18 protein-coding genes are annotated in these 20,528 nt (G+C 69.7%); 9 read left to right on the forward strand and 9 right to left on the reverse strand.

Going from position 1 to position 20,528, the window contains the following annotated elements; genetic code table 11:
- The first annotated feature begins 55 nt into the window (after positions 1 to 55).
- Entirely contained in the window at positions 56 to 1,576 is a 1,521-nt protein-coding gene (locus ACU5AX_RS16870) for a lipopolysaccharide biosynthesis protein (protein WP_446691903.1), read from the forward strand.
- 242 nt (positions 1,577 to 1,818) lie between these two features.
- On the opposite strand, the gene ACU5AX_RS16875 is transcribed toward ACU5AX_RS16870, so the two are convergent.
- Complete coding sequence (locus ACU5AX_RS16875) at positions 1,819 to 2,547, reverse strand: hypothetical protein (RefSeq protein WP_446691904.1); 729 nt, start codon at positions 2,545 to 2,547, stop codon at positions 1,819 to 1,821.
- 247 nt (positions 2,548 to 2,794) lie between these two features.
- On the opposite strand from ACU5AX_RS16875, the gene ACU5AX_RS16880 reads away from it, so the two are divergent.
- From ACU5AX_RS16880 to holA, 4 genes are all read left to right on the forward strand, one after another.
- Positions 2,795 to 3,235, forward strand: a complete 441-nt coding sequence (locus ACU5AX_RS16880) for a DUF3576 domain-containing protein (RefSeq protein WP_198354008.1) — start codon at positions 2,795 to 2,797, stop codon at positions 3,233 to 3,235.
- Between the two features lie 127 nt (positions 3,236 to 3,362).
- Positions 3,363 to 5,861, forward strand: a complete 2,499-nt coding sequence (gene leuS / locus ACU5AX_RS16885; protein ID WP_446691905.1) for a leucine--tRNA ligase — start codon at positions 3,363 to 3,365, stop codon at positions 5,859 to 5,861.
- On the forward strand, positions 5,858 to 6,358 hold the full coding sequence (gene lptE / locus ACU5AX_RS16890; protein WP_446691906.1) for an LPS assembly lipoprotein LptE: 501 nt from the start codon (positions 5,858 to 5,860) through the stop codon (positions 6,356 to 6,358). Before leuS ends, lptE begins: the two co-directional genes overlap by 4 nt.
- 41 nt (positions 6,359 to 6,399) lie before the next feature.
- Complete coding sequence (holA, locus tag ACU5AX_RS16895; RefSeq protein ID WP_446691907.1) at positions 6,400 to 7,419, forward strand: DNA polymerase III subunit delta; 1,020 nt, start codon at positions 6,400 to 6,402, stop codon at positions 7,417 to 7,419.
- A gap of 200 nt (positions 7,420 to 7,619) precedes the next feature.
- On the opposite strand, the gene ACU5AX_RS16900 is transcribed toward holA, so the two are convergent.
- Positions 7,620 to 8,111, reverse strand: coding sequence for an outer membrane protein assembly factor BamE (locus ACU5AX_RS16900; protein WP_446691908.1), 492 nt, complete (start codon positions 8,109 to 8,111; stop codon positions 7,620 to 7,622).
- A gap of 134 nt (positions 8,112 to 8,245) precedes the next feature.
- Between ACU5AX_RS16900 and ACU5AX_RS16905 the strand changes: the two genes are divergently transcribed.
- Both ACU5AX_RS16905 and ACU5AX_RS16910 read left to right on the forward strand, forming a co-directional pair.
- Positions 8,246 to 8,752, forward strand: coding sequence for a ubiquinol-cytochrome C chaperone family protein (locus ACU5AX_RS16905; RefSeq protein ID WP_446691909.1), 507 nt, complete (start codon positions 8,246 to 8,248; stop codon positions 8,750 to 8,752).
- A complete protein-coding gene (locus ACU5AX_RS16910) occupies positions 8,749 to 9,267 on the forward strand; it encodes a YceD family protein (RefSeq protein WP_446691910.1) in 519 nt (172 codons plus the stop codon). Before ACU5AX_RS16905 ends, ACU5AX_RS16910 begins: the two co-directional genes overlap by 4 nt.
- 131 nt (positions 9,268 to 9,398) lie before the next feature.
- On the opposite strand, the gene ACU5AX_RS16915 is transcribed toward ACU5AX_RS16910, so the two are convergent.
- Together ACU5AX_RS16915 and ACU5AX_RS16920 are read right to left on the reverse strand one after the other, a co-directional pair.
- Positions 9,399 to 9,938: a SixA phosphatase family protein gene (locus ACU5AX_RS16915; protein ID WP_446691911.1), complete on the reverse strand. Its 540-nt coding sequence runs from the start codon at positions 9,936 to 9,938 to the stop codon at positions 9,399 to 9,401.
- 16 nt (positions 9,939 to 9,954) lie between these two features.
- Positions 9,955 to 12,654 (reverse strand): ATP-dependent DNA helicase, encoded by a 2,700-nt coding sequence (locus tag ACU5AX_RS16920; protein WP_446691912.1) that lies wholly within the window; start codon positions 12,652 to 12,654, stop codon positions 9,955 to 9,957.
- A 104-nt stretch (positions 12,655 to 12,758) separates the two neighbouring features.
- On the opposite strand from ACU5AX_RS16920, the gene ACU5AX_RS16925 reads away from it, so the two are divergent.
- Both ACU5AX_RS16925 and ACU5AX_RS16930 read left to right on the forward strand, forming a co-directional pair.
- On the forward strand, positions 12,759 to 13,061 hold the full coding sequence (locus ACU5AX_RS16925) for a hypothetical protein (protein ID WP_446691913.1): 303 nt from the start codon (positions 12,759 to 12,761) through the stop codon (positions 13,059 to 13,061).
- 48 nt (positions 13,062 to 13,109) lie between these two features.
- Positions 13,110 to 14,702, forward strand: a complete 1,593-nt coding sequence (locus ACU5AX_RS16930; RefSeq protein WP_446691914.1) for a lysine--tRNA ligase — start codon at positions 13,110 to 13,112, stop codon at positions 14,700 to 14,702.
- Positions 14,703 to 14,720: 18 nt separating this feature from the next.
- Here the strand turns inward: ACU5AX_RS16930 and ACU5AX_RS16935 are convergent, their stop codons facing one another.
- The 5 genes from ACU5AX_RS16935 to ACU5AX_RS16955 all read right to left on the reverse strand — a co-directional run bounded on the left by ACU5AX_RS16935 (position 14,721) and on the right by ACU5AX_RS16955 (position 20,312).
- On the reverse strand, positions 14,721 to 15,119 hold the full coding sequence (locus ACU5AX_RS16935) for a hypothetical protein (RefSeq protein WP_446691915.1): 399 nt from the start codon (positions 15,117 to 15,119) through the stop codon (positions 14,721 to 14,723).
- Positions 15,120 to 15,123: 4 nt separating this feature from the next.
- The gene (locus ACU5AX_RS16940; RefSeq protein WP_198353991.1) at positions 15,124 to 15,300 is read right to left on the reverse strand and encodes a Trm112 family protein; all 177 of its coding nucleotides are present in this window, start codon (positions 15,298 to 15,300) and stop codon (positions 15,124 to 15,126) included.
- Complete coding sequence (locus ACU5AX_RS16945) at positions 15,297 to 15,923, reverse strand: LON peptidase substrate-binding domain-containing protein (protein ID WP_198353989.1); 627 nt, start codon at positions 15,921 to 15,923, stop codon at positions 15,297 to 15,299. The genes ACU5AX_RS16940 and ACU5AX_RS16945 overlap by 4 nt, the downstream gene beginning before the upstream one ends.
- Before the next feature lie 11 nt (positions 15,924 to 15,934).
- Positions 15,935 to 16,828 (reverse strand): tetratricopeptide repeat protein, encoded by an 894-nt coding sequence (locus ACU5AX_RS16950; protein ID WP_446691927.1) that lies wholly within the window; start codon positions 16,826 to 16,828, stop codon positions 15,935 to 15,937.
- 169 nt (positions 16,829 to 16,997) lie between these two features.
- Entirely contained in the window at positions 16,998 to 20,312 is a 3,315-nt protein-coding gene (locus tag ACU5AX_RS16955) for an error-prone DNA polymerase (RefSeq protein ID WP_446691916.1), read from the reverse strand.
- Positions 20,313 to 20,528: the final 216 nt, after the last annotated feature.

The raw sequence follows: 20,528 nt of genomic DNA on the forward strand, positions 1-20,528 counted from the left end.
GGGCGCGGGGCGCGCAGCGCCGGAAGGGTGAGGGTGGCCGTACGGCCAGCCGTTGATGGCTTCCGATTCGCAGGACATCGACGCACTGGCAAAGGGCGGGCGGACCAACATCGCCGGCTTCGTGCTGCGCCTCGCCGCGCGCATCCCGTTCCTGTTCATCGCCGGGCGGCTCTATGGCGCCGATCTGGTCGGCCGCTTCGCGCTGGCGGTGGTGGTGGTCGAACTCGCCGCGCTGGTCGCGACGCTCGGCCTGAAACGTGGCCTGGCGCAGGCGCTGGCATCGGCAGAGGATCGCCCGCATGCGCATGTCGTCTGGGATGCGCTGGCGGTGGCGTTCATCGCGTCGATCGCGGCGAGCGGGCTGCTGATCGCCTTTCCGGAAGTGATGTACGCCAATACGCAGGTCACCGGGCTGGACCGGTTCCTGCCGTGCATCATCGTCGCGGTGGCGTGGAGCGACGTCAGTCTTGCCGCCCTGGCCTATCGCCACGACGTCAAGGCGGCGGTGACTGCGCGGGCGGTGGTGGAGCCGTGGACGATCTCAATCGCCGCCTGGGTCTTCTCCTTCCTCACCACCAAGGACGGGCTGGTCCTGTCCTATGTCGCGTCGATGACCGCGGCGCTGATCGCCAGCCTGGTCCCGTTCCTCAAGAGCTACGGCCTGCCCAAGGGCTGGTCGCCGCATCCCGGCGCGCTGTTCGCACTGGCGCGGTCGAACGCGCCGCTCGCCGGCGCCGACGCGCTGGAATGGGGCAGCCGCAACGTCGACCGCTTCATCCTCGGCCTGACCTTCGAACCCAAAGTGGTCGGCATCTATTACATGGCGCAACAGGTCGCCTCGCTGCCGCAGAAGCTGAAGACCAGCTTCGACCCCATCCTCGGCCCCGTCATCACCCAGAGTCTGGCGGTGAACGACCGCGCCGCGATCGCCAACCAGGTGCGCCAAGTCGCCTTCTGGATCATGGCGGCGCAGGGCGGGCTGGCGCTGATGGGATCGATCCCCGGCGAGGCGGTGATGGGCGTGGTCGGGCCGCAGTTCGTCGCCGGCAGCTATGCGCTCGGCTTCCTGCTCACCGCGGAGGTGCTCGCCTCGACCGGGGCGGTATGCGAATCGGCGCTGGTCTATACGGCGCGGCACCGCAATCTGATCATCTCGGTGGTGATGCTGGCGGTGCAGATCGGCCTCAGCTTCGGCTTCATCATGGCGGCGCGCGCGTTCGGCTGGCCGGAGGTGTGGCAGGCGGCGGGACCAGCCCTCGCGCTGATGCTCAGCGTCGGCCTAACCTCGGTCGTCAAGGCGCGGCTGCTCGGTCACATCCTGGCGGCGCCGGTGTCGCCGTGGCGCTGGCCGCTGGCCGGCGCGGCCGCTGCGGCGATCGTCGTCGGCACGCTGTTCACCATGCTGCCGCACGATCTGGAGTGGGCGGAACTGCTGTTCGGCGAACCGGCGATCGCGGCGACCTATCTGCTGATTCTGTGGCGCTTCGCCTTCGGCCCGGCCGACCGGGCCTTGTTCGGCAAGATGCCGCGCGCCGAGGATGCGACCCTACCCAACGTCGGTGCGCCGGTCGGCTAAGGCGGGGTCGATTCGTGCGAAGACGAAGCATCGCGCTGGCCATTACGCCCCTCCCCGACGCGCGCCGAAGGCTGCTTGGGGAACGCTGCTGATCCGTGTCGCCCCTCCTCGCAGAGACCTTGCCCGCTGGACCTGGCGTTCGCCGGCGTGGACAGGGGCGATGGAACACGGCGATCGCCGCGCGGAGGGCCGCCGCCCCGCGTCAACGGCGGTCGGCTGATGACGCGATCCCCCTTCGAGGATCAGAAGCGGAAGGCGGTGCCGACGTAGACGGACTGGCTGTCGTGACGGTCGTCGTCGCCGACGCGGGTCAGCCGGTCGCGATCGGACCGGTAGCGCATGCCCGCGGTCAGATCGAGATTGCGGGTCAGCGAATAGGAGCTGCTGAGATCGACCGAATAGCTCGGCATGTCCTCGACCAGCTTGTTGGTGTTGCCGAGCGGACGATCGGCGACCGCGGTCAGGCGGCTGCTGGCGCGACCGGCGCGATAGGTGAGCGCGACATCCGCCGATTCGCGGCTGCCCGGCTGCGGCCCGAGGTCGAGGCGCGACACGTCGCCCGACAGCGCGAATTTCTTCCAGCCGACCGAAACGCCCAGATTATAGGCGATTGGCTGGATGCCGAGCGTCGCCGGCTTGGCCGAGCCGGCGCGTGCCGGATCGATGGCAGCCACGGTCAGGGCCCGGTTCGAGCGGGCGCGCACCGCGACGGTCACCTGGCGCTTGTCCTGGCGCCCTTCGGCCGGGGTGAAGCGGAAGGCGGCATCGTCGAGGCCGGCACGCGCGATCACCGCGGCGAGGCGCGGGTCGGCGGCAGCCGGCGTGAACGAGCCGGAGAAGCGCATCGGCGCCGGGGCGGCCCGGCGAACGACGCGCGTCCGCTCCGCCGCTCCGAAGGCAGGCGCGACGATGACGCCGGTGGCGACCAGCGCCCCCGCCATCATTGCAGCCATCGCCCGCTTCGCGATCACGATTCGAAACCCCTTTAGATTCCCGCGGCAACGCGCCTACCACGATTCTGCCTCACGCCAACATGGTCTGGCGTGGCCCCCATGCAACATTTCCTCCGACTGTTGCATCCGGCACACAGATATCGGGACGGACCGACAATATAGGACGTCCGGCGGACAGGCGCGAGGGGGACGGGGCGCCGCCTTGCAGCGTCGGGGGGCTGGCTGTAGAGCGAAAGCCATTCCCCTGTCCAAGGACCCTACCGCCATGACCCGCTCGTTGCGCACCGCTCTCATGGTCGCCGTCGTCGCCCTGCCGCTCGCCGCCTGCGCCCATGGCAAGTCGGGTACCGCCAAGGCCGATCTCGCCGCGTCGAAGGTGACGACGATCGGCGTCAATTCCTATCTGTGGCGCGCCAGCCTCGACACCTTGTCGTTCATGCCGCTGGTGCAGACCGATTCCAACGGCGGCGTCATCGTCACCGACTGGTACGTCAACCCGCAGGTCCCGACCGAGCGGATGAAGGTCACCGTGTCGATCCTCGACCAGGATCTGCGCGCCGACGCGGTACGCGTCGCGGCGCTGCGCGAGGTCAATCGCGGCGGCCAGTGGGTCGCCGCCCCGGTCGCCGCCGCCACCACGCAGAAGCTGGAAGACATCATCCTGACCAAGGCGCGCGACCTGCGCCGGGCTTCTATTGCGGGCTGACGCCCGTGTGCGGTGCCGGCCCGCTCCCCAGCCCGACCGCTCATCAGGATAGTCCGTGGGCGGTCGGGCGGGAGAGCGGGCCGGCACCGAGACTTACGACGCTACAACGCATGGAGTTCAGCCGACCGTGGCTACGCGCTTCAACGCCCTGAAGGCGGACGCCGCCTGGCAGGCGATCTGGGACGAGCGCCGCACCTTCGCGGCCCGGGACAATAGCGGCAAGCCGCAAAGCTATGTGCTGGAGATGTTCCCCTATCCGTCGGGGCGCATCCACATGGGCCATGTCCGCAACTATACGATGGGCGACGTGCTGGCGCGCTTCCGGCGGATGCGCGGCTATGAAGTGCTCCACCCGATGGGTTGGGACGCGTTCGGCATGCCGGCCGAGAATGCCGCGATGGAAAAGGGCGTCCACCCCGGCACCTGGACCCGCGCCAATATCGCGACAATGAAGGCGCAGCTGAAGCGGCTCGGCTTCGCGCTCGACTGGACGCGCGAACTGGCGACCTGCGAGCCGGACTATTACGGGCACGAACAGGCGCTGTTCCTGGCGATGTTCGCGAGCGGCCTGGTCTATCGCAAGGAATCGGCGGTCAACTGGGACCCGGTCGACATGACCGTGCTCGCCAACGAGCAGGTGATCGACGGCCGCGGCTGGCGCTCCGGCGCGCTGGTCGAGAAGCGCAAGCTCAGCCAGTGGTTCCTCAAGATCACCGACTTCGCCGACGAACTGATCGACGGGCTGGGCGAGCTCAAGGATTGGCCGGACAAGGTCAAGCTGATGCAGGAAAACTGGATCGGCAAGAGCCAGGGGCTGACGTTCCGCTTCGTCACGTCCGACGGCGGGTCGGTCGAGGTCTTCTCCACCCGCCCGGACACGATCTTCGGCGCGAGCTTCGTCGCGGTGGCGGCGGATCATCCGATCGCGCAGGCGCTCGCCGACCGGCCCGACGTCGCCGCCTTCATCGAACGCTGCAAGCAGGGCGGCACCACCGCCGCCGAGCTGGAGACGCAGGAGAAGCTCGGCTTCGACACCGGGCTGACTGCGGCGCATCCGCTCGATCCGACATGGCAGCTGCCCGTCTACATCGCCAATTTCGTGCTGATGGAATACGGCACCGGCGCGGTGTTCGGCGTGCCGGCGCACGACCAGCGCGACCTCGACTTCGCGCGCAAATACGACCTGCCGGTGCGGCGCGTCGTCTCCGACGGCGCCATCACCGATCCCGTCTTCCACGGCGACGAGGCCTATACCGGCCCTGGGACCATCGTGAATTCGCGCTTCCTCGACGGCATGGACGTCGAGGACGCCAAGCGCGAGGTGATCCGCCGTGCGGAGGGCGACGGCTGGGGCCGCGGGTCGACCGTCTACCGCCTGCGCGACTGGGGCGTCAGCCGCCAGCGCTACTGGGGCACGCCGATCCCGATCATCCATTGCTCCGCCTGCGGTGCGGTACCGGTGCCGCAGGACCAGCTGCCCGTCGTATTGCCCGAGGACGTGTCATTCGACGTGCCCGGCAATCCGCTCGACCGGCATCCGACGTGGAAGCATGTCGCCTGCCCGTCCTGCGGCGGCGATGCGGTGCGCGAGACCGATACGCTCGACACTTTCGCCGATTCGAGCTGGTATTTCATCCGCTTCGCCAGCCAGCCCGACGACAAGCCGTTCGACCGCGCGGTGGCGGAAAGCTGGCTGCCGGTCGGCCAGTATATCGGCGGCGTCGAGCATGCGATCCTGCACCTGCTCTACGCCCGCTTCTGGACGCGGGCGCTCAAGCATATCGGCATGCTCGATATCGCCGAGCCGTTCACCGGGCTCTTCACCCAGGGCATGGTGACGCACGAGACGTACAAATCGGCGGACGGCCGCTGGCTGTCACCGGCAGAGATCGCCGGCGGCGTCGAAACCGCGACCGGACAGCCGGTCCAGGTCGGTCGCGTCGAGAAGATGTCGAAGTCGAAGAAGAACACCGTCGATCCCGAGCCGATCGTCGATCAATATGGTGCCGACGCGACGCGCTGGTTCATGCTGTCCGACTCGCCGCCCGAGCGCGACCTGCCCTGGTCGGAAGCCGGGATCGAAGGATCGTGGCGGTTCGTCCAGCGCCTGTGGCGCTTGTTCGACGCCGACCCGGCCGAGCCGGGAGAGGGCGGCGACGTCGCGCTCGACCGCAAGCTGCACCAGACGATCCATGGCGTCGCGCTCGATATCGAGGCGCTGGCGTTCAACAAGGCGGTGGCCAAGCTGTACGAGCTGACCAACGCGATTGAAAAGGCGCCGCCGTCGCCGTCGCGCAGCAATGCGATCCGCACGCTGATGCTGCTGGTCGCGCCGATGGTACCGCACATCGCCGAGGAAGCCTGGGCGCGTCACGGCTTCGACGGGCTGATCGCCGATGCGCCCTGGCCCGCGGTCGAGGCCGCGCTGCTGGTCGAGGACGAGGTGACGATCGCGGTGCAGGTCAACGGCAAGCTGCGCGATACGCTGACTGTGCCGAAGGACATGGCCAGGGACGCGCTGGAGGCGGCGGCGCTGGCGTCGGACAAGATCGTCCGCACGCTGGAGGGCAAGACCCCGAAGAAAGTGATCGTCGTGCCCGGCCGTTTGGTCAATATCGTCGCATGACCAAGCGATTCCTCGCCGCCGCGCTGCTGCTCGTCCCGCTGACCGGCTGCGGCCTGCACCCCCTGTACGCCGGCGGCGCCGGTGGTGGGGTGGCGCAGGCGCTGTCCGGCGTCGAGGTCGCGCCGATCCAGGGTAAAGCCGGCTGGCTGATGGGCAATGCGCTGCGCGACCGGCTCGCCGCGTCCGGCACGCCGCAATACCGGCTGGACGTCAAGCTCGACGACCAGATCGCCGGCCTCGGCGTACGGCGCGACGACAGCGTGACGCGCGAGCGGCGGACGCTGCGGGCGCGCTACCAGTTGGTCAATCTCAGCGACGGCAGCGTGCTGCTCGATGCGACCACCGGCTCCGACGCCGGCATCGACGTCATCACCTCGTCCGAATATGCGACGATCGCGGCGGAAAATACCGCGCTGGAGAATCTCTCCGGCATCGTCGCCGACCAGATCGTCGCCAAGCTCGCGCTCTATGCGCGGCGGCGCCTCCCGGCGCGCTGATGCGCGGCGGTCCGCTCACGACACCGGCGCGCTGAGGGCCCGTGAAGGCGAACGCGCGCGACATCCGCGCCGCGATGGAGCGGCCCTCGCCCGACCTGCGCCTGTTCCTGCTCCACGGGCCCGACGGGTCCGCCGCCGCCGAGCTGGCGACGCGGCTGGCACAGGCGATGGGGCCGGAGGCGGAGCGGATCGACCTGGACGGCGCGACGCTGAAGGGTGATCCGGCCCGGCTGGCGGACGAGGCGGCGTCGATGTCGCTGTTCGGCGGCGCGCGCCATATCCGCGTCTCGCCGGCGGGCGAGGAGAGCCTGGAGGCGTTCGCCGCCCTGCTTGCCGCCGATCATGCCGGCAATCCGGTCGTGGCACTGGCGCCGACGGTCAAGTCGACGGCCAAGATCGTCAAGCTGGCGATCGATTCGCCACGGGCAATGGCCTTTGCCTGCTACGAACCGACCGCGGCCGATCTCGAACGACTCGCCGCGACGATGGCGCGCGATGCCGGCTTGCGCCCGCAGCCCGGCGTCACCCAGCGGCTGGCAGCGGGGTGCGGCGGCGACCGGGCGGTGCTGGCGAGCGAAATCGACAAACTCGCGCTGTTCCTCGACGCCGCCCCCGACCGGCCGCACGACCTCGACGAAGCCGCGCTCGATGCGATCGGCGCCGATCTCGGCGAGGCGGAAATGGGCGCGGTGATCGACGCGGTGATCGGCGGCCGCAGCGCGGCGCTCGGCCTCGAACTGACCCGGCTGGGCGAGGCCGGCACCTCCCCCATCCCCTGGCTGCGCCAGCTCGCCCGGCGGCTGATGACGCTGGCCGAGATGAAGGCGGACATCGACGCCGGCGCCACGCAGGACAGCGTGTTCAAGCGCCACCGCATCTTCTTCCGCGAAGAGGCCGCCACCGCACAGGCCCTGCGGCGCTGGAATGCGGCGATGCTCGCGGCGGCGCTGCAGCGCGTGCGCCATGCCGAACGCGCGGTGATGGCGAGCGGCAATGCCGGCCCGGTGCTGGCGGATCACGCGCTGGCCGAGCTGACCCGCGGGGTCGAACGGCGGGGGTAACCGGCGGCGTCCATCACGCCCCTGTTGCGCGCGCGCAACGCGTGCGGACTTTTGGTTACGAAAGTCAGAACAAAACGCCGTGCCGGACGTTTGCCGCACCTGATCCCAAACCCCTTTCGGGATCAGTGCCGGATCCAAGCACGGCACGGCCGCGCCGATGCGTAGCAGGCGGCGCGGCCAACGCCGATCGGGTCGAGGCTTTACGGTCCGGTGCGTCCGCCGCCGCCCGGTGCGCCCGCACCGGTGCCCGCCGCACCGACCGTGCCGATGTTGCCGAACAGATCCTCGAAGAAGCCGCGCTTGCGGCCCAGCGTCGGCGTCGTCTTGCCATAGGGGCTGATGCTAGCGATCTGGTCGACGCCGGTGCGGGTGATCGAGGTCACCGTGCCGGCCGCGTCGAAGCTGATCTTCAGCGCGATCTGGCTGCGTGCCTTGGGCGTCTGGAAGTTCAGATTGCGGCTGTCGCGCGCGACATAATACCAGTCGGCGGGCGCGAACTGACTGGCGATGGTCGGCCGGCCCAGCGTCGCCGCGACCGATTGGCGATTGTCGACGCCCGGCTGGATCGCATTCACCAGGTCGACGTCGATGATATAGCCCTGATGCGAACGCAGCGGCGTACAGGCGCCCGCCGCCATCAGGGTCAGCCCGAGGCCCGCGACCAGGCACGAACGGGCAAAGGATACGCTCATCACTTTCTCCAGCGGCGGCAACGCCTGGCAGCGGCAAGGCCGATTGCATCGCCCGCCGAACGCCTCGATATGCGAGGAACGAAGAGGCATCAAGCGCGGACGACGCCGCGCACAGGCGAGAGGACGTTGCGATCGTGGGGTTGTGGGGCAGGTTGTTCGGCGAGAACCGCGATGCGGCGCTGCCGCTGTACAATGCGGTGGTGACGCGCGGACGCGCCGAACATTGGTATGTCGACGGCGCCGTTCCCGACACGCTGGACGGCCGGTTCGACATGATCGCGACCATCCTCGCCTTCGTGCTGCTCCGGCTGGAAGGCGAGCCGGCGACCGCGACGCTGAGCGTGCAGCTGACCGAGCGGTTCGTCGACGACATGGACGCGCAACTGCGCCAGATCGGCATCGGCGACCTGGTCGTCGGCAAGCAGATGGGTAAGATGATGAGCCTGCTCGGCGGCCGCCTGGGCGCCTATCGCGACGGGCTGGCAGCGGGCGATCTCGCGCCGGCGCTGGTCCGCAACCTCTATCGCGGTGAGGCGCCTGCGCCCGCCGCGGTGGACCATGTCGGCGCCGCGCTGCTCGCATTCCATAGCCGGCTGGCGGCGACATCGGTCGATCACCTCGCCGCGGGAGACTTGCCATGACCCCCGAATTCAGCCGCCCGGAGCGGATCGACACGATCGGCGAGCGCGAGCGCGTGGTCGAGATCGCCGCGGAACCGGCGGAGCGGACGCGGCTGGCGGCGCGCTTCGGGCTGATCGGGATCGATTCGCTGGCCGCCCGCTTCGCGATCCGGCGCGAGGCGGCGGGGATCGCCGTGCGCGGCACGGTGACCGCGGCGGTGACGCAGGCCTGTTCGGTGACCGGCGAGCCGATCGCGGCGCGGGTCGACGAGCCCGTCGCCCTGCTGTTCGTGCCCGCGCTCGGCGACGGCGAGGAGGTCGAGCTGGATGCCGGCGAACTCGACACGATTCCATATGACGGCGGCGCGATCGACCTGGGCGAGGCGGCGGCGGAGACGATGGCGCTCGCCCTCGATCCCTTCCCGCGCAGCCCGGCGGCCGAGGCGGCGCTGCGCGAGGCCGGGGTGCTGAGCGAGGACGAGGCGGGGCCGTTCGGCGCGCTCGCCGGGCTGAAGGCGCAATTGGAAAAGAAGTAGGCGGGAGCGCTTCGACACAAAGCCCCTCGTCACCCCGGACTTGTTCCGGGGTCCACGGCGCTGCATGTCCGCCGATCGGAGCGTTTGCGGAACGGTGGATGCCGGGACGAGTCCGGCATGACGGACGTGCTCTACCGCTCGTCCGGTCCCAGCATCGGATCGAGGTCGCGCGGGCGGACGAAGCGGGTTAGCGTCGCCACCCGCTCGGCGACATCCCGCCAGCGCGCGACGTCGAAGGTCATCTCGGCCAGCGTCGCGGTCGGGTATTTCGCCTCGACCTCGGTCCGCAGCGCCCCTGCCCCCTCGGGCACGAGCATGAGGACAAGGTCCTCCAGCCCGGGATTGTGACCGACCAGCAGCGCGCTGGCCGCCGTGTCCGGCAGGTCGTGCACCACGTCGAGCAGCGTCGCCGCCGACGCCAGATAGATGCGCCGGTCGCAGGCGGGCGCGAAGGTGCGGCCGTAGCCGGTCTCGACCGCGTCCAGGGTCTCGCCGACGCGCACCGCGGGCGAGGCGACGACATGGTCGAAGGCGAGGCCGGCATCGCGCATGTGGCGGCCGATCACCTCGGCCGCGCGGCGGCCCTTGCCGTTGAGCGGCCGGTCGAAATCGCGCGACACGGTGTCGTCCCAGCTCGATTTGGCGTGGCGCAGCAGCGTCAGCGTCTTCATCGCGGCCCTTTCCGGCTCAGCCCAGTTGCGCGGCCTCATGCCCGATGATCGGTGTCAAGGAAAGCCGCTCCGCCACCCGCGCCACCGCCTCGTCCAGCGTCACCCGCGCGATCGGGACGCCGGGCGGAAAGGCGCTGAGCAATCGCGACGGGCAGGCGGCGGACAGCATCACGAAGGCGCCGCGATCGTCGCCGCGGCGGATCAATCGCCCGAACGCCTGCGCCAACCGCGCTCGCACGATCCGGTCATCGTAGGTGCTGCCACCGCCGGCCAATCGCCGTGCCGCGTGCAGCACGCTCGGCTTGGGCCAGGGCACGCCCTCCATCACCACCAGCCGCAGCGAATGGCCGGGCACGTCGACCCCGTCGCGCAAGGCATCGGTGCCGAGCAGCGAGGCGGCGGGATCGTCGCGGAAGATGTCGACCAACGTACCCGTGTCGATCGGATCGACATGCTGCGCGTGCAGCGGCAGCCCCTCGCGCGCCAGCCGGTCGGCGATCCGGCCGTGCACGCCGCGCAGCCGCCGGATCGCGGTGAACAGGCCCAGCGTGCCGCCCCCCGCCGCGACGATCAGCCGCGCATAGGCATTGGCCAGTGCCGGCAGGTCGCCGCGCTTGACGTCGGTGACGATCAGCACCTCCGCCTGCGCCGGATAGTCGAACGGGCTGGTCACCTCGAACCGTGCCGGCGCGCGGGCGAGATGCGGCGCCCCGACTCGCGCCTCCGCCGTGTCCCAGTCGCCGCCGCCGGTCAGCGTCGCCGAGGTGACGAGCGCGCCATGGGCCGGCTCCAGCACGACGCGCGCGAACGGCCGCGTGGGGTCGAGCCAATGGCGGTGCAGCCCCATGTCATATTCGCGCCCCTCGATCCGGTCGACCGCTAGCCAGTCGACGTAATCGGGATCGACCGGACCGCCGATGCGGGCGAGCAGGGCCAGCCAGCCAGCCACCGTCTCCGCCCGCCAGCCGATCGAGGCGATCGCCCCCTCCACCCGTGCCCGTGCCGCGGCGTCCATCCAGTCGGGCGCCTCGGCCAGCACCGCCTCCAGCCGCCGGCCGAGCGTGACGAGCGGACGGACCAGCGCGTCGAGCGCGGCAGCGGCAGGGGCGGCGGCCTCGATCAGTTCCGGCGTCGGCTCGGCGAGTTCTGTCTCGAGGCCATAGCCCGCATCGCCCGGCTGTTCGGCGCGCGCATAGGTGAGGCCGCGGACGGCGGCGAGCAGATGCTCGATCGGTCCGAACGGTGCGCCCTCCGCGATCCGCCCCAGCCAGCCGTCGCTGGCGAGATGGCGCGCGGCATCCACCGCGTCCTGGATGGCGAGGCCGCCCTGTTCGTCATAGCTGGCGACGTCGGACAGCCGCGCCTGCAGTCCGCGCCGCCGGCCGCGGCCACCCGCTTCCGGGCCGAGGATCCAGCGCCTCAGCTCGATCGTCTCCTGCCCGGTCAGTGCCGCCGCGAACATCGAATCGGCCGCGTCGAACAGGTGGTGGCCCTCGTCGAAGACATAGCGCGTCGGCCGCGTCGTCAATTCGCGGCCGCGGGCGGCGTTGACCATGACCAGGGCATGGTTGGCGATCACCAGATCGGCGTCGGCGGAGGCGCGGGCGGCGCGTTCGATGAAGCACTTCCGATAATGCGGGCAACCGGCATAGACGCACTCGCCGCGCCGGTCGGTCAGCGCGGCGGGGCCGTTGCGGCGGAACAAAGTCGGCAGCCAGCCAGGCAGATCGCCGCCGACCATGTCGCCGTCGCTGCTGTAGGCCGCCCAGCGCGCGACCAGCTGCGCCAGCACCGCGGCGCGGCCGGCGAAGCCGCCCTGCAACGCATCCTCGAGGTTGAGCAGGCACAGGTAATTCTCACGCCCTTTGCGCGTCACCACCTTCGCCTTGCGCGTCTCGGCATCGGGATAGAGGCGGGTCGTTTCCTGCGCGAGCTGGCGCTGCAGCGCCTTGGTATAGGTCGACAGCCACACCGCGCCGCCGGCCCGCTCCGCCCAGAGCGAGGCGGGGGCGAGATAGCCCAGGGTCTTGCCGATCCCGGTGCCCGCCTCCGCCAGCACCAGATTGGGCGCGTCGCGGACGCTGCGCGGCGCGAAGGCGGCGCTGGCGGCGGCGGCGAAGGCGCGCTGGCCAGGACGTTCCTCGGCGCCGTGGCCGGTCAGCTCGACCAGCCGCGCTTCCGCTTCGTCGCTACCGATCGTCACCGCGCGCGGGGCCGGCCGCGGCGCGCCCTCCTCCCATTCGGGCAATTTGCCGAACAGCCAGCGCTCATGCTCCTTGGGCTTGGCGATCAGCGGCCCGATCGCCGGCGCCCACGGCCAGCGCAGCCGGGTCAGCGCCTGTACCGCACTCCATGCGCCCTCGCGCTCGGGCCAGTTGCCGGCGGGCACGGCGAGCAATGCCGCCGCCGCCTCGCGCAGGAAGGCCGCGACATCCTCATCACTCTCCGGCGGCGACAGATCGACGGCGCGGGCAAGGCCCTTGGGCGTCGGCACGGTGAAGCGCGCGGGATGGAGAAAGGCGAAGAGTTCGAGCAGGTCGAGGCCGGACAGCTCAGCATAGCCGAGCCGCTGCCCGATCAGCGGCGCGTTGAGCAGGATCAGCGGCGTATCCGCGGCAAGGGCGATCGCCTCGCCCCGACCGACCGCGCGCGTACCCTCGGCGGTGGCGATCCAGATGCCGCCGTGGCTGGCGTGGAGGGCAGGATAGGGGATCACCGCCCCCGCCTTAACCCGGTGGAACACAATGGCAACCGCGTGGCATTGAAACCGGTTCGTTCGTCGCTCGTTCGGCACGGATCATCGGTCGGAGGAGGACCCCTATGCGTAACTTGTTGCTGGCGCTCAGCGCCGTCTCGCTCACCATCCCCGCGAGCTTCGTCGTCCCGACGAGCGCGGCGCAGGCCCGCCATCATCGCCACTACGAGCGCGGCTATCACCACGTCCGCCGCTGCACCCATTCGGGCGGCACCACCGGGCTGGTCGCGGGTGGCGTCGGCGGCGCGCTGGTCGGCAATTCGATCCTCGGCCATGGCGCACTCGGCACGATTGGCGGCGCCGTCGGTGGCGCCTTGGCCGGCCGCGCCGTCGACCGGACGATCACCGCCCATCGCCGCTGCCGCTAACACGGGCGTTGCCGTGACGCCGCGGGGGGCTTAGTCCCCCCGCGCATCATGACCGACGATCTCCGCTCCGCCGCTCTCGACTCCAAGGCCTGGCCCTATGAAGAGGCGCGCAAGCTCCTCAAGCGCTGGCCGGACGGCAAGCCGGACGGTGCGCCGATCCTGTTCGAGACCGGCTATGGCCCGTCGGGCCTGCCGCATATCGGCACGTTCAACGAAGTGCTGCGCACGACGATGGTGCGCAACGCCTTCCACGCGCTCAGCGACCAGCCGACGCGGCTGATCGCGTTCAGCGACGACATGGACGGGCTGCGCAAGGTGCCCGACAATGTGCCCAATCGCGAAATGCTGACCGAACATCTCGGCAAGCCGTTGACGCGCATTCCCGATCCGTTCGAAAAGTACGACAGCTTCGCGGCGCATAACAATGCGATGCTGCGCCAATTCCTCGACCGTTATGGCTTCGAGTATGAGTTCGCTTCGTCGACGGATTATTATACCGGCGGCCGGTTCGACGAAGCGCTGAAGGGCGTGCTGCGTAACTATCAGGCGATCCTCGACGTGATGCTGCCGACGCTGCGGGCGGAGCGGCGCGCCACCTATTCGCCGGTGCTGCCGATCAGTCCGACGACCGGCGTCGTGTTGCAGGTGCCGGTCGAGGTGGTCGATGCCGAGGCGGGGACGATCGCCTTCACCGACGAGGGCGGCGAACGGATCGTCCAGTCCGCGCTCGGCGGCAAGTCCAAGCTGCAATGGAAGGTCGACTGGGCGATGCGCTGGGTCGCGCTCGGCGTCGATTACGAGATGGCGGGCAAGGACCTGATCGATTCGGTGGTCCAGTCGTCGAAGATCGCGCGCGTGCTCGGCGGCCGCCCGCCGGAGGGCTTTAATTACGAGATGTTCCTCGACGAAAAGGGCGAGAAGATCTCCAAGTCGAAGGGCAACGGCCTATCGATCGACGAATGGCTGACCTATGGTCCGGAAGAGAGCCTCGCCTTCTTCGCCTATCGCGAACCCAAGAAGGCGAAGGCACTGCATTTCGGGGTGATCCCACGCGCGGTCGACGATTACTGGCAGTTCCGCGGCAATTACGCGGGTCAGGACGTCAAGCAGCGGCTGGGCAACCCGGTCCACCATATCCACGACGGCAATGTACCCGAGGCGACGCTGCCGGTGACGTTCGGGCTGCTGCTCAATCTCGCCAGCCTGCCGGGCGTCGGCGACCGCGAGACGATGTGGGCGTTCCTGCAGCGCTACGACCCGACGCTGTCGCCGGCAACGCATCCCGAGCTCGACCGGCTGGTCGGTTACGCCGTCGCCTATGCCACCACCTTCGTCGCGCCGACCCTGCAGCGCCGCGCGCCGACGGCGCAGGAGGCGGAAGCGCTGCGGGAGCTCGATGCGCTGCTGGCGGAAGACGACGGCACCGGGCAGGCGGACGAGGACCCGGCGGTCGTGCTGCAGAACCACGTCTATGAGATCGGCAAGAAGCATTACGGCAAGGAGGGCCTGCGCGACTGGTTCAAGGTGCTGTATGAGACGCTGCTCGGCTCCGAACAGGGGCCGCGGATGGGCAGCTTCATCGCCCTGTACGGCGTCGACAACAGCCGCCGCCTGATCGCGGAGGCGCTGGCGCGGGCGTGATGGCGGTGCGGCCGGTCGCTATCGCACCTCTTCCGCCACCGTCCGCTTCGCCGCGACGCCGCGGCGCTGTTGCCGCACCATGATGAAGCTGCCGCTCCAGTGGCCGGCGATGTCCCAGCGTCCGCTGATCTCGTCGCCGTCCGCAGCGAGCGCGCCGTCATAGACGACGGCATAATAAGCGAGGTCCGGCGAATCGTAACGCTTGGTGAAGCGCACCGATCGCCCCTGCCGCACGCCGTCGAGCAGCGCCCGAATCGTGGTGCCACGGTCGGGTCCGGTATCGCGGCGTTCCTGCGTCTCGCCGCTGATCCGGCCGGCATGTTCGCGCAATTCGCAGCGGAAGCCGTTGGGCGGCATCGCCCGCGGATAGCTGAAGATGCCGTCCCAACTTCCCGTCACGTCGAGCGGATCGGCCATTGCGTTACAGCCGCCGCGCTTCCTCGGGCAGCATCACCGGCACGCCGTCGCGGATCGGATAGGCGAGGCCGGCCTTCTCGCTGACCAGTTCCTGCCGTGCCTCGTCATAGCGCAGCGGCCCGCGCGTCACGGGGCAGACCAGCTTGCCGAGCAGCCACGGATCGATCGCCGGCGCGCTCATTGCAGCGTCACCCGGTCGTCGCCGTCATGGCGGCCGAAGAATTGCATCAGCTGGATGATCAGCTCCGCCCGCTGCTCGATGTCGGGTGCCTCGAGCAGCGCCTGCTTGGCCGCTGCGTCGAACGGCGCGATCTGGGCGATGCCGTTGACCAGGCTTTCGTCGTCGAGCCGGGCGACGCCGTCCCAGTCGACGCTATAGCCCTGAAGGTCGGCGAAGCGGCGCGATTCGGTTTCCAGCGCGGAGCGGCGGGCGAGCGACAGCGTCTCGTCCTGCGCCACCGGCAGCAATTCCGCCTCGACCTGGCGGAACGGCGTCGTCACGTCGAGTTCGCGCACCGGACGGAACAGCGCGACGCCCTCCAGCACCAGATTGTAGCGGCCGTCGTCGAGCGCCTCGACCTCGGCGATCCGGCCGACGCAGCCCAGGTCGTAGAGCGCCGGCAGTTCGGGATTGTCGGCCCGCACCGCGCCGTTGGGCTGGATCATCCCGATCCGCCGGTCGCGCGCCATCGCGTCCGACACCATCGCCCGGTAGCGTGGCTCGAAGATGTGGAGCGGCAGATGCATGCCCGGAAACAGCAAGGCGCCGGGCAGCGGGAAGATCGACAGGCGGGTGATCGTCATGGCGCTGGACGTCAGCCGAACAGGATCGCCGACAGGCGGCGGCGCTGCGTCGACACCCAGGGATCCTCCAGACCGACCACCTCGAACAGCTTGAGCAACTGCTGCCGGGCGGCGCCGTCGTTCCAGGCGCGATCGGCCGCGACGATGTAGAGCAGATTGTCCGCCGCGCCGTCGCGATCGCCCGCCGCCATCTGGGCATTGGCGAGAGCGAAGCGACGCTCGTGATCGTCGGGATTGTTGGTCACCTCCGCCTGCAACGCAGCGAAATCGTCGACCGGCTGCGCCGATTGCGCCAGCGCCAGCGCCGCCTTAGCGCGATCGATGCCGGCGTCCTTGAGATCGGCGGGCAGCGCATCGATCGCGGTCTGCGCCTCGTCCGTCCGGCCCGCCGCGACCAGCGCGCGGATGCGACCCGACAGCACGGCCGGATGATCCGGCGCCATCTCCGCCAGCTGGTCGAAGATCGACAGCGCGCGCTCGGCGTCGCCGCCGGCGAGCACCTCCTCGCCCATCGCGATCAGCGGCTCGATCTCCGCCGCCGCATCCGCCGCCTCCGACTGGATCGGCAGCTGCTTGAGCAACTGGTCGAGGATCGCGCGCAGTTGCGATTCGGTGCGCGCGCTGGTCAGGTCGGCGACCAGCTGCCCCTGGAACATCGCATAGACGGTCGGGATCGAACGGATCTGGAATTGCGCGGCGATGAACTGGTTCTTGTCGGTGTCGATCTTGGCCAGCACGACGCCCTTGTCGGCATAGGCCGCGGCGACCTTTTCCAGCACCGGCCCCAGCGCCTTGCACGGGCCGCACCATTCCGCCCAGAAATCGAGGATGACGAGCTGCGTCATCGACGGCTCGACGACGTCGCGGCGGAATTCCTCGACAGCGGTCTTTTCGGCGGGGGACATGCCTAGCGTGGCCAAGGTGCGCTCCTGTTCGCGGGACTGGCGCCCATGTGGGGCGGCGGGGGGCCGAGGTCAAACCGGCCGGCTGGAAAGTCTCAAAAGTCGCACTCGTGCACCTGCGCGGCGCGCGGCGTGGCCCCGCTCGCGGTGCCCGCCATGCGATGCCCGACATTCAGTGGAAGTCCCTGGATTTGGGCATGATCCGCACGTCGCGGGGGTGGTGGCCGCGCGGATCCTGCGCGACGATCGCCTTGGGACGCACGCCGGGGTCGACTTGCCCCGACGACAGCCGCGCCAGTTCGTGGGTGCGGTCATGGGCGCGGGTCGTCATCAGATGGACGACGCCTTCCTCGCTGCGCTGGATCACCCCTTCCAGCACGATCAGCCGTGCCGCCATCACCGCACGCCGGTTCGCCTCGAAATCGCGCGCCCAGAGCAAGGCGTTGGTGACCCCCGTCTCGTCCTCGATGGTGACGAAGATCGCATTGCCCTTGCCGGGCCGCTGGCGGACAAGCACGACGCCGGCGACCTTGGCCCGGCGGCCATCGCGGCTATGCGCCGCCTGTTCGCTCGACAGCACGCCCTCGGCCGCGAACAGCGGGCGCAGGAACCGCATCGGATGATCCTTCAGCGACAGGCGGGTGGTCTGGTAATCGGTCGCCACCTCCTCGCTCCTTGGCATCGCCGGCAGGGCGGCCGACGGCTCGACGCCGAGTTCGGGCGCCTCCGCCGCGGCGAACAGCGCAAGCTGCCTGGGCGGGGTGCGACGCACCTCCCACAGGGCGTCGCGGCGCGGCAGCGCGATCGAACCGAATGCGTCGGCATCGGCGAGCAGCCGCAGCGCGCGGGGCGGCAGGCCAGCGCGGGCCGCCAGCGCCTCCACCCCCGCGAACGGACCGGCGGCGCGGGCGGCGACCAGGGACGTCGCCCAATCTGCCCGGAAGCCGTCGATCTGGCGAAAGCCCAGGCGCAGCGCCAGGCTGCCGTCCTCGTCCCGTTCCAGACCATTGTCGAAGTCGCTGGCGTTGACGTCGATCGGCCGCACCACGACGTCGTGCGCGCGGGCGTCGGCGACCAGCTGCGCCGGCGCATAGAAACCCATCGGCTGCGAATTGAGGATCGCGCAGGCGAAGACCGACGGGTGGAAGCATTTGAGCCAGCTCGACACATAGACCAGCCGCGCGAAGCTCAACGCATGGCTTTCGGGAAAGCCGTAGGAGCCGAACCCCTCGATCTGCTTGTAGCAGCGTTCGGCGAAGTCGCGGCTGTAGCCGCGGCGCGTCATGCCCTCGACCAGCTTGGCGTGGAAATTGTGCATGCCGCCGACGTGACGGAAGGTCGCCATCGCCTTGCGCAGCTGGTTCGCCTCGTCAGGGGTGAATTCGGCGGCGACGATGGCGAGCTTCATCGCCTGTTCCTGGAACAGCGGCACGCCATAGGTTTCGCGCAGCAGGTTGCGCAATTCGTCGGGCGGGCCGAAGCGCGGGTCGGGCGAGGGAAATTCGGTCGGCTCCTTGCCCGCGCGACGGCGCAGATAGGGATGGACCATGTCGCCCTCGATCGGCCCCGGCCGGACGATCGCGACCTGGACGACGAGGTCGTAGAGTTTGCGCGGGCGCAGCCGTGGCAGCATGTTGATCTGCGCCCGGCTTTCCACCTGGAACACGCCGATGCTGTCGCCGCGGCACAGCATGTCGTAGACCGTGGGATGTTCGGCGACCGCCACCGTATCGAGCGCCGGATCGCCGAGCCCATGGACGCGCATCAGGTCGAACGCCTTGCGGATGCAGGTCAGCATGCCGAGCGCGAGCACGTCGACCTTCATCAGGCCGAGGCAGTCGATGTCGTCCTTGTCCCATTCGATGAAGGTACGGTCCGCCATCGCGCCATTGTGGATCGGCACCGTCTCGTCGAGCCGGCCGTGGGTCAGCACGAAGCCGCCGACATGCTGCGACAGATGGCGGGGGAATTCGAGCAGCTGGCCGACCAGGTCGTACAGGCGCGCGATCTCGACATTGTCGGGATCGAAGCCGGTATCGTGGACATGCCGTGGCTCGTAGCGGCCGGCATAGCTGCCCCAGACGGTGCTGGTCAGTCGCTGCGTCACGTCCTCGGTCAGGCCCAGCGCCTTGCCGACCTCACGTACCGCCGAGCGTGGCCGGTAGTGGATCACCGTGGCGGCGATGGCGGCGCGGTGACGGCCGTAGCGGCGGTAGATATATTGCATCACCTCCTCGCGCCGCTCGTGCTCGAAATCGACGTCGATGTCGGGTGGCTCGTCGCGCTCCGCAGAGACGAAGCGCGAGAACAGCAGATCGTGTTCGAGCGGGTCGACCGAGGTGATGCCGAGCAGGAAGCAGACGGCCGAATTGGCCGCCGAACCGCGCCCCTGGCACAGGATCGGCGGATCGGCGCGGCGCGCGAAGCGGACCACGTCGTAGACGGTCAGGAAGTAATAGGCATATTGCCGTTCGCGGATCAGCCAGAATTCGTCGTACAGCAGCCGCAGCATCCGTTCGGGCACGACTCCGTCGTAACGGTCGAGCGCGGTCTGCCAGACGAGATGTTCCAGCCAGTCGTCGGCGTGCCAGCCGGCGGGGACGGGCTCGTGCGGATATTCGTAGCGGAGCTGACCGAGATCGAAGCCGATGCGGTCGAGCAGGGCGACGCTTTCCGCCATTGCCTGCGGCCAGTCGGCGAACAGGCGCAGCATCTCCTCGGGCGGTTTCAGATGGCGTTCGGCATTGGCGGCAAGCCGGCGGCCGGCGTGGCGCAGCGTCGTGCCCTCGCGGATGCAGGTGACGACGTCGTGCAGCGGTCGCGCCTCCGGACCGACATAGAGGGCGTCGGTGGTCGCGACGATCGGCACGCCGCTGTCCGCCGCGATTCCGGCCAGACGCGCGACACGACGGCGGTCGCGCCCGCTGCGCGGCATACTGACCCCCAGCCAGACGCGCCCGGGCGCCGCCGCGGCAAGATCGGGCAGCGTCGCGGCGAGCCCCGGATCGCTGCGTTGCGGCGGCAGCATCGTGTCGGGCATCGCCGCCGGTAGCGCATCCCCCATGCTGCAGTCCGGCAGGACGATGAGCAGCAGGTCGTCGCTGTGGCGCAGCAGGTCGCCCAATCCCAGGATACAGCCGCCCTTGACCGCGCGGCGATTGCCCAGCGTCAGCAGCCGCGTCAGCCGGCCCCAGCCGCGACGCGTCGCCGGATAGGCGACGATGTCCGGCGTACCGTCGGCGAAGACCAGCCGTGCGCCCACCGCCAGCTTGAAATCGTGCGGGGGCAGGCGCGCCCCGATCAGCCCCCTTTGCGCGCGCACCAGCGCATCGTGCGCGCGCACCACGCCGGCGACGGTGTTGCGGTCGGCGATGCCGATCCCCGCCAGGCCGAGCTCGACGGCGCGCGCCACCATGTCGAGCGGATGGCTGGCGCCATGCAGGAACGAATAATTGGTCGCGGCGACCAGTTCGGCGAAAGCGGTCACGCTGACGGGTCTCCTGCCGCGTAAAGGGGAGGCTTGAGGAGGGCGCGAACAGGTCCAGGTTCACGCGAAGACGCGAAGACGCGAAGACGGATGGTTCGCGCGGAGGCGCGGAGGCGCGGAGGGGGCGGGTTTGCCGCGCCAGCGGCTTTGTCCCCTCGACCGATCAGGGAGGGCGGCTTCGCCGCGAGCCTGACCCTCCGCGTCCTCCGCGCCTCC

The sequence above is a fragment of the Sphingomonas benefaciens genome (assembly GCF_052907485.1).

What these genes read in the sequence shown, in the direction of transcription:
- ACU5AX_RS16880 (WP_198354008.1), top strand. Translation starts at nt 2,795, where the DNA reads ATGACCCGCTCGTTGCGCACCGCTCTCATGGTCGCCGTCGTCGCCCTG.
- ACU5AX_RS16945 (WP_198353989.1), bottom strand. Translation starts at nt 15,923, where the DNA reads ATGACGATCACCCGCCTGTCGATCTTCCCGCTGCCCGGCGCCTTGCTG.
- ACU5AX_RS16925 (WP_446691913.1), top strand. Translation starts at nt 12,759, where the DNA reads ATGCGTAACTTGTTGCTGGCGCTCAGCGCCGTCTCGCTCACCATCCCC.
- ACU5AX_RS16910 (WP_446691910.1), top strand. Translation starts at nt 8,749, where the DNA reads ATGACCCCCGAATTCAGCCGCCCGGAGCGGATCGACACGATCGGCGAG.
- ACU5AX_RS16915 (WP_446691911.1), bottom strand. Translation starts at nt 9,938, where the DNA reads ATGAAGACGCTGACGCTGCTGCGCCACGCCAAATCGAGCTGGGACGAC.
- ACU5AX_RS16940 (WP_198353991.1), bottom strand. Translation starts at nt 15,300, where the DNA reads ATGAGCGCGCCGGCGATCGATCCGTGGCTGCTCGGCAAGCTGGTCTGC.
- lptE (WP_446691906.1), top strand. Translation starts at nt 5,858, where the DNA reads ATGACCAAGCGATTCCTCGCCGCCGCGCTGCTGCTCGTCCCGCTGACC.
- ACU5AX_RS16900 (WP_446691908.1), bottom strand. Translation starts at nt 8,111, where the DNA reads ATGAGCGTATCCTTTGCCCGTTCGTGCCTGGTCGCGGGCCTCGGGCTG.
- ACU5AX_RS16930 (WP_446691914.1), top strand. Translation starts at nt 13,110, where the DNA reads ATGACCGACGATCTCCGCTCCGCCGCTCTCGACTCCAAGGCCTGGCCC.
- ACU5AX_RS16935 (WP_446691915.1), bottom strand. Translation starts at nt 15,119, where the DNA reads ATGGCCGATCCGCTCGACGTGACGGGAAGTTGGGACGGCATCTTCAGC.
- ACU5AX_RS16870 (WP_446691903.1), top strand. Translation starts at nt 56, where the DNA reads ATGGCTTCCGATTCGCAGGACATCGACGCACTGGCAAAGGGCGGGCGG.
- ACU5AX_RS16950 (WP_446691927.1), bottom strand. Translation starts at nt 16,828, where the DNA reads ATGTCCCCCGCCGAAAAGACCGCTGTCGAGGAATTCCGCCGCGACGTC.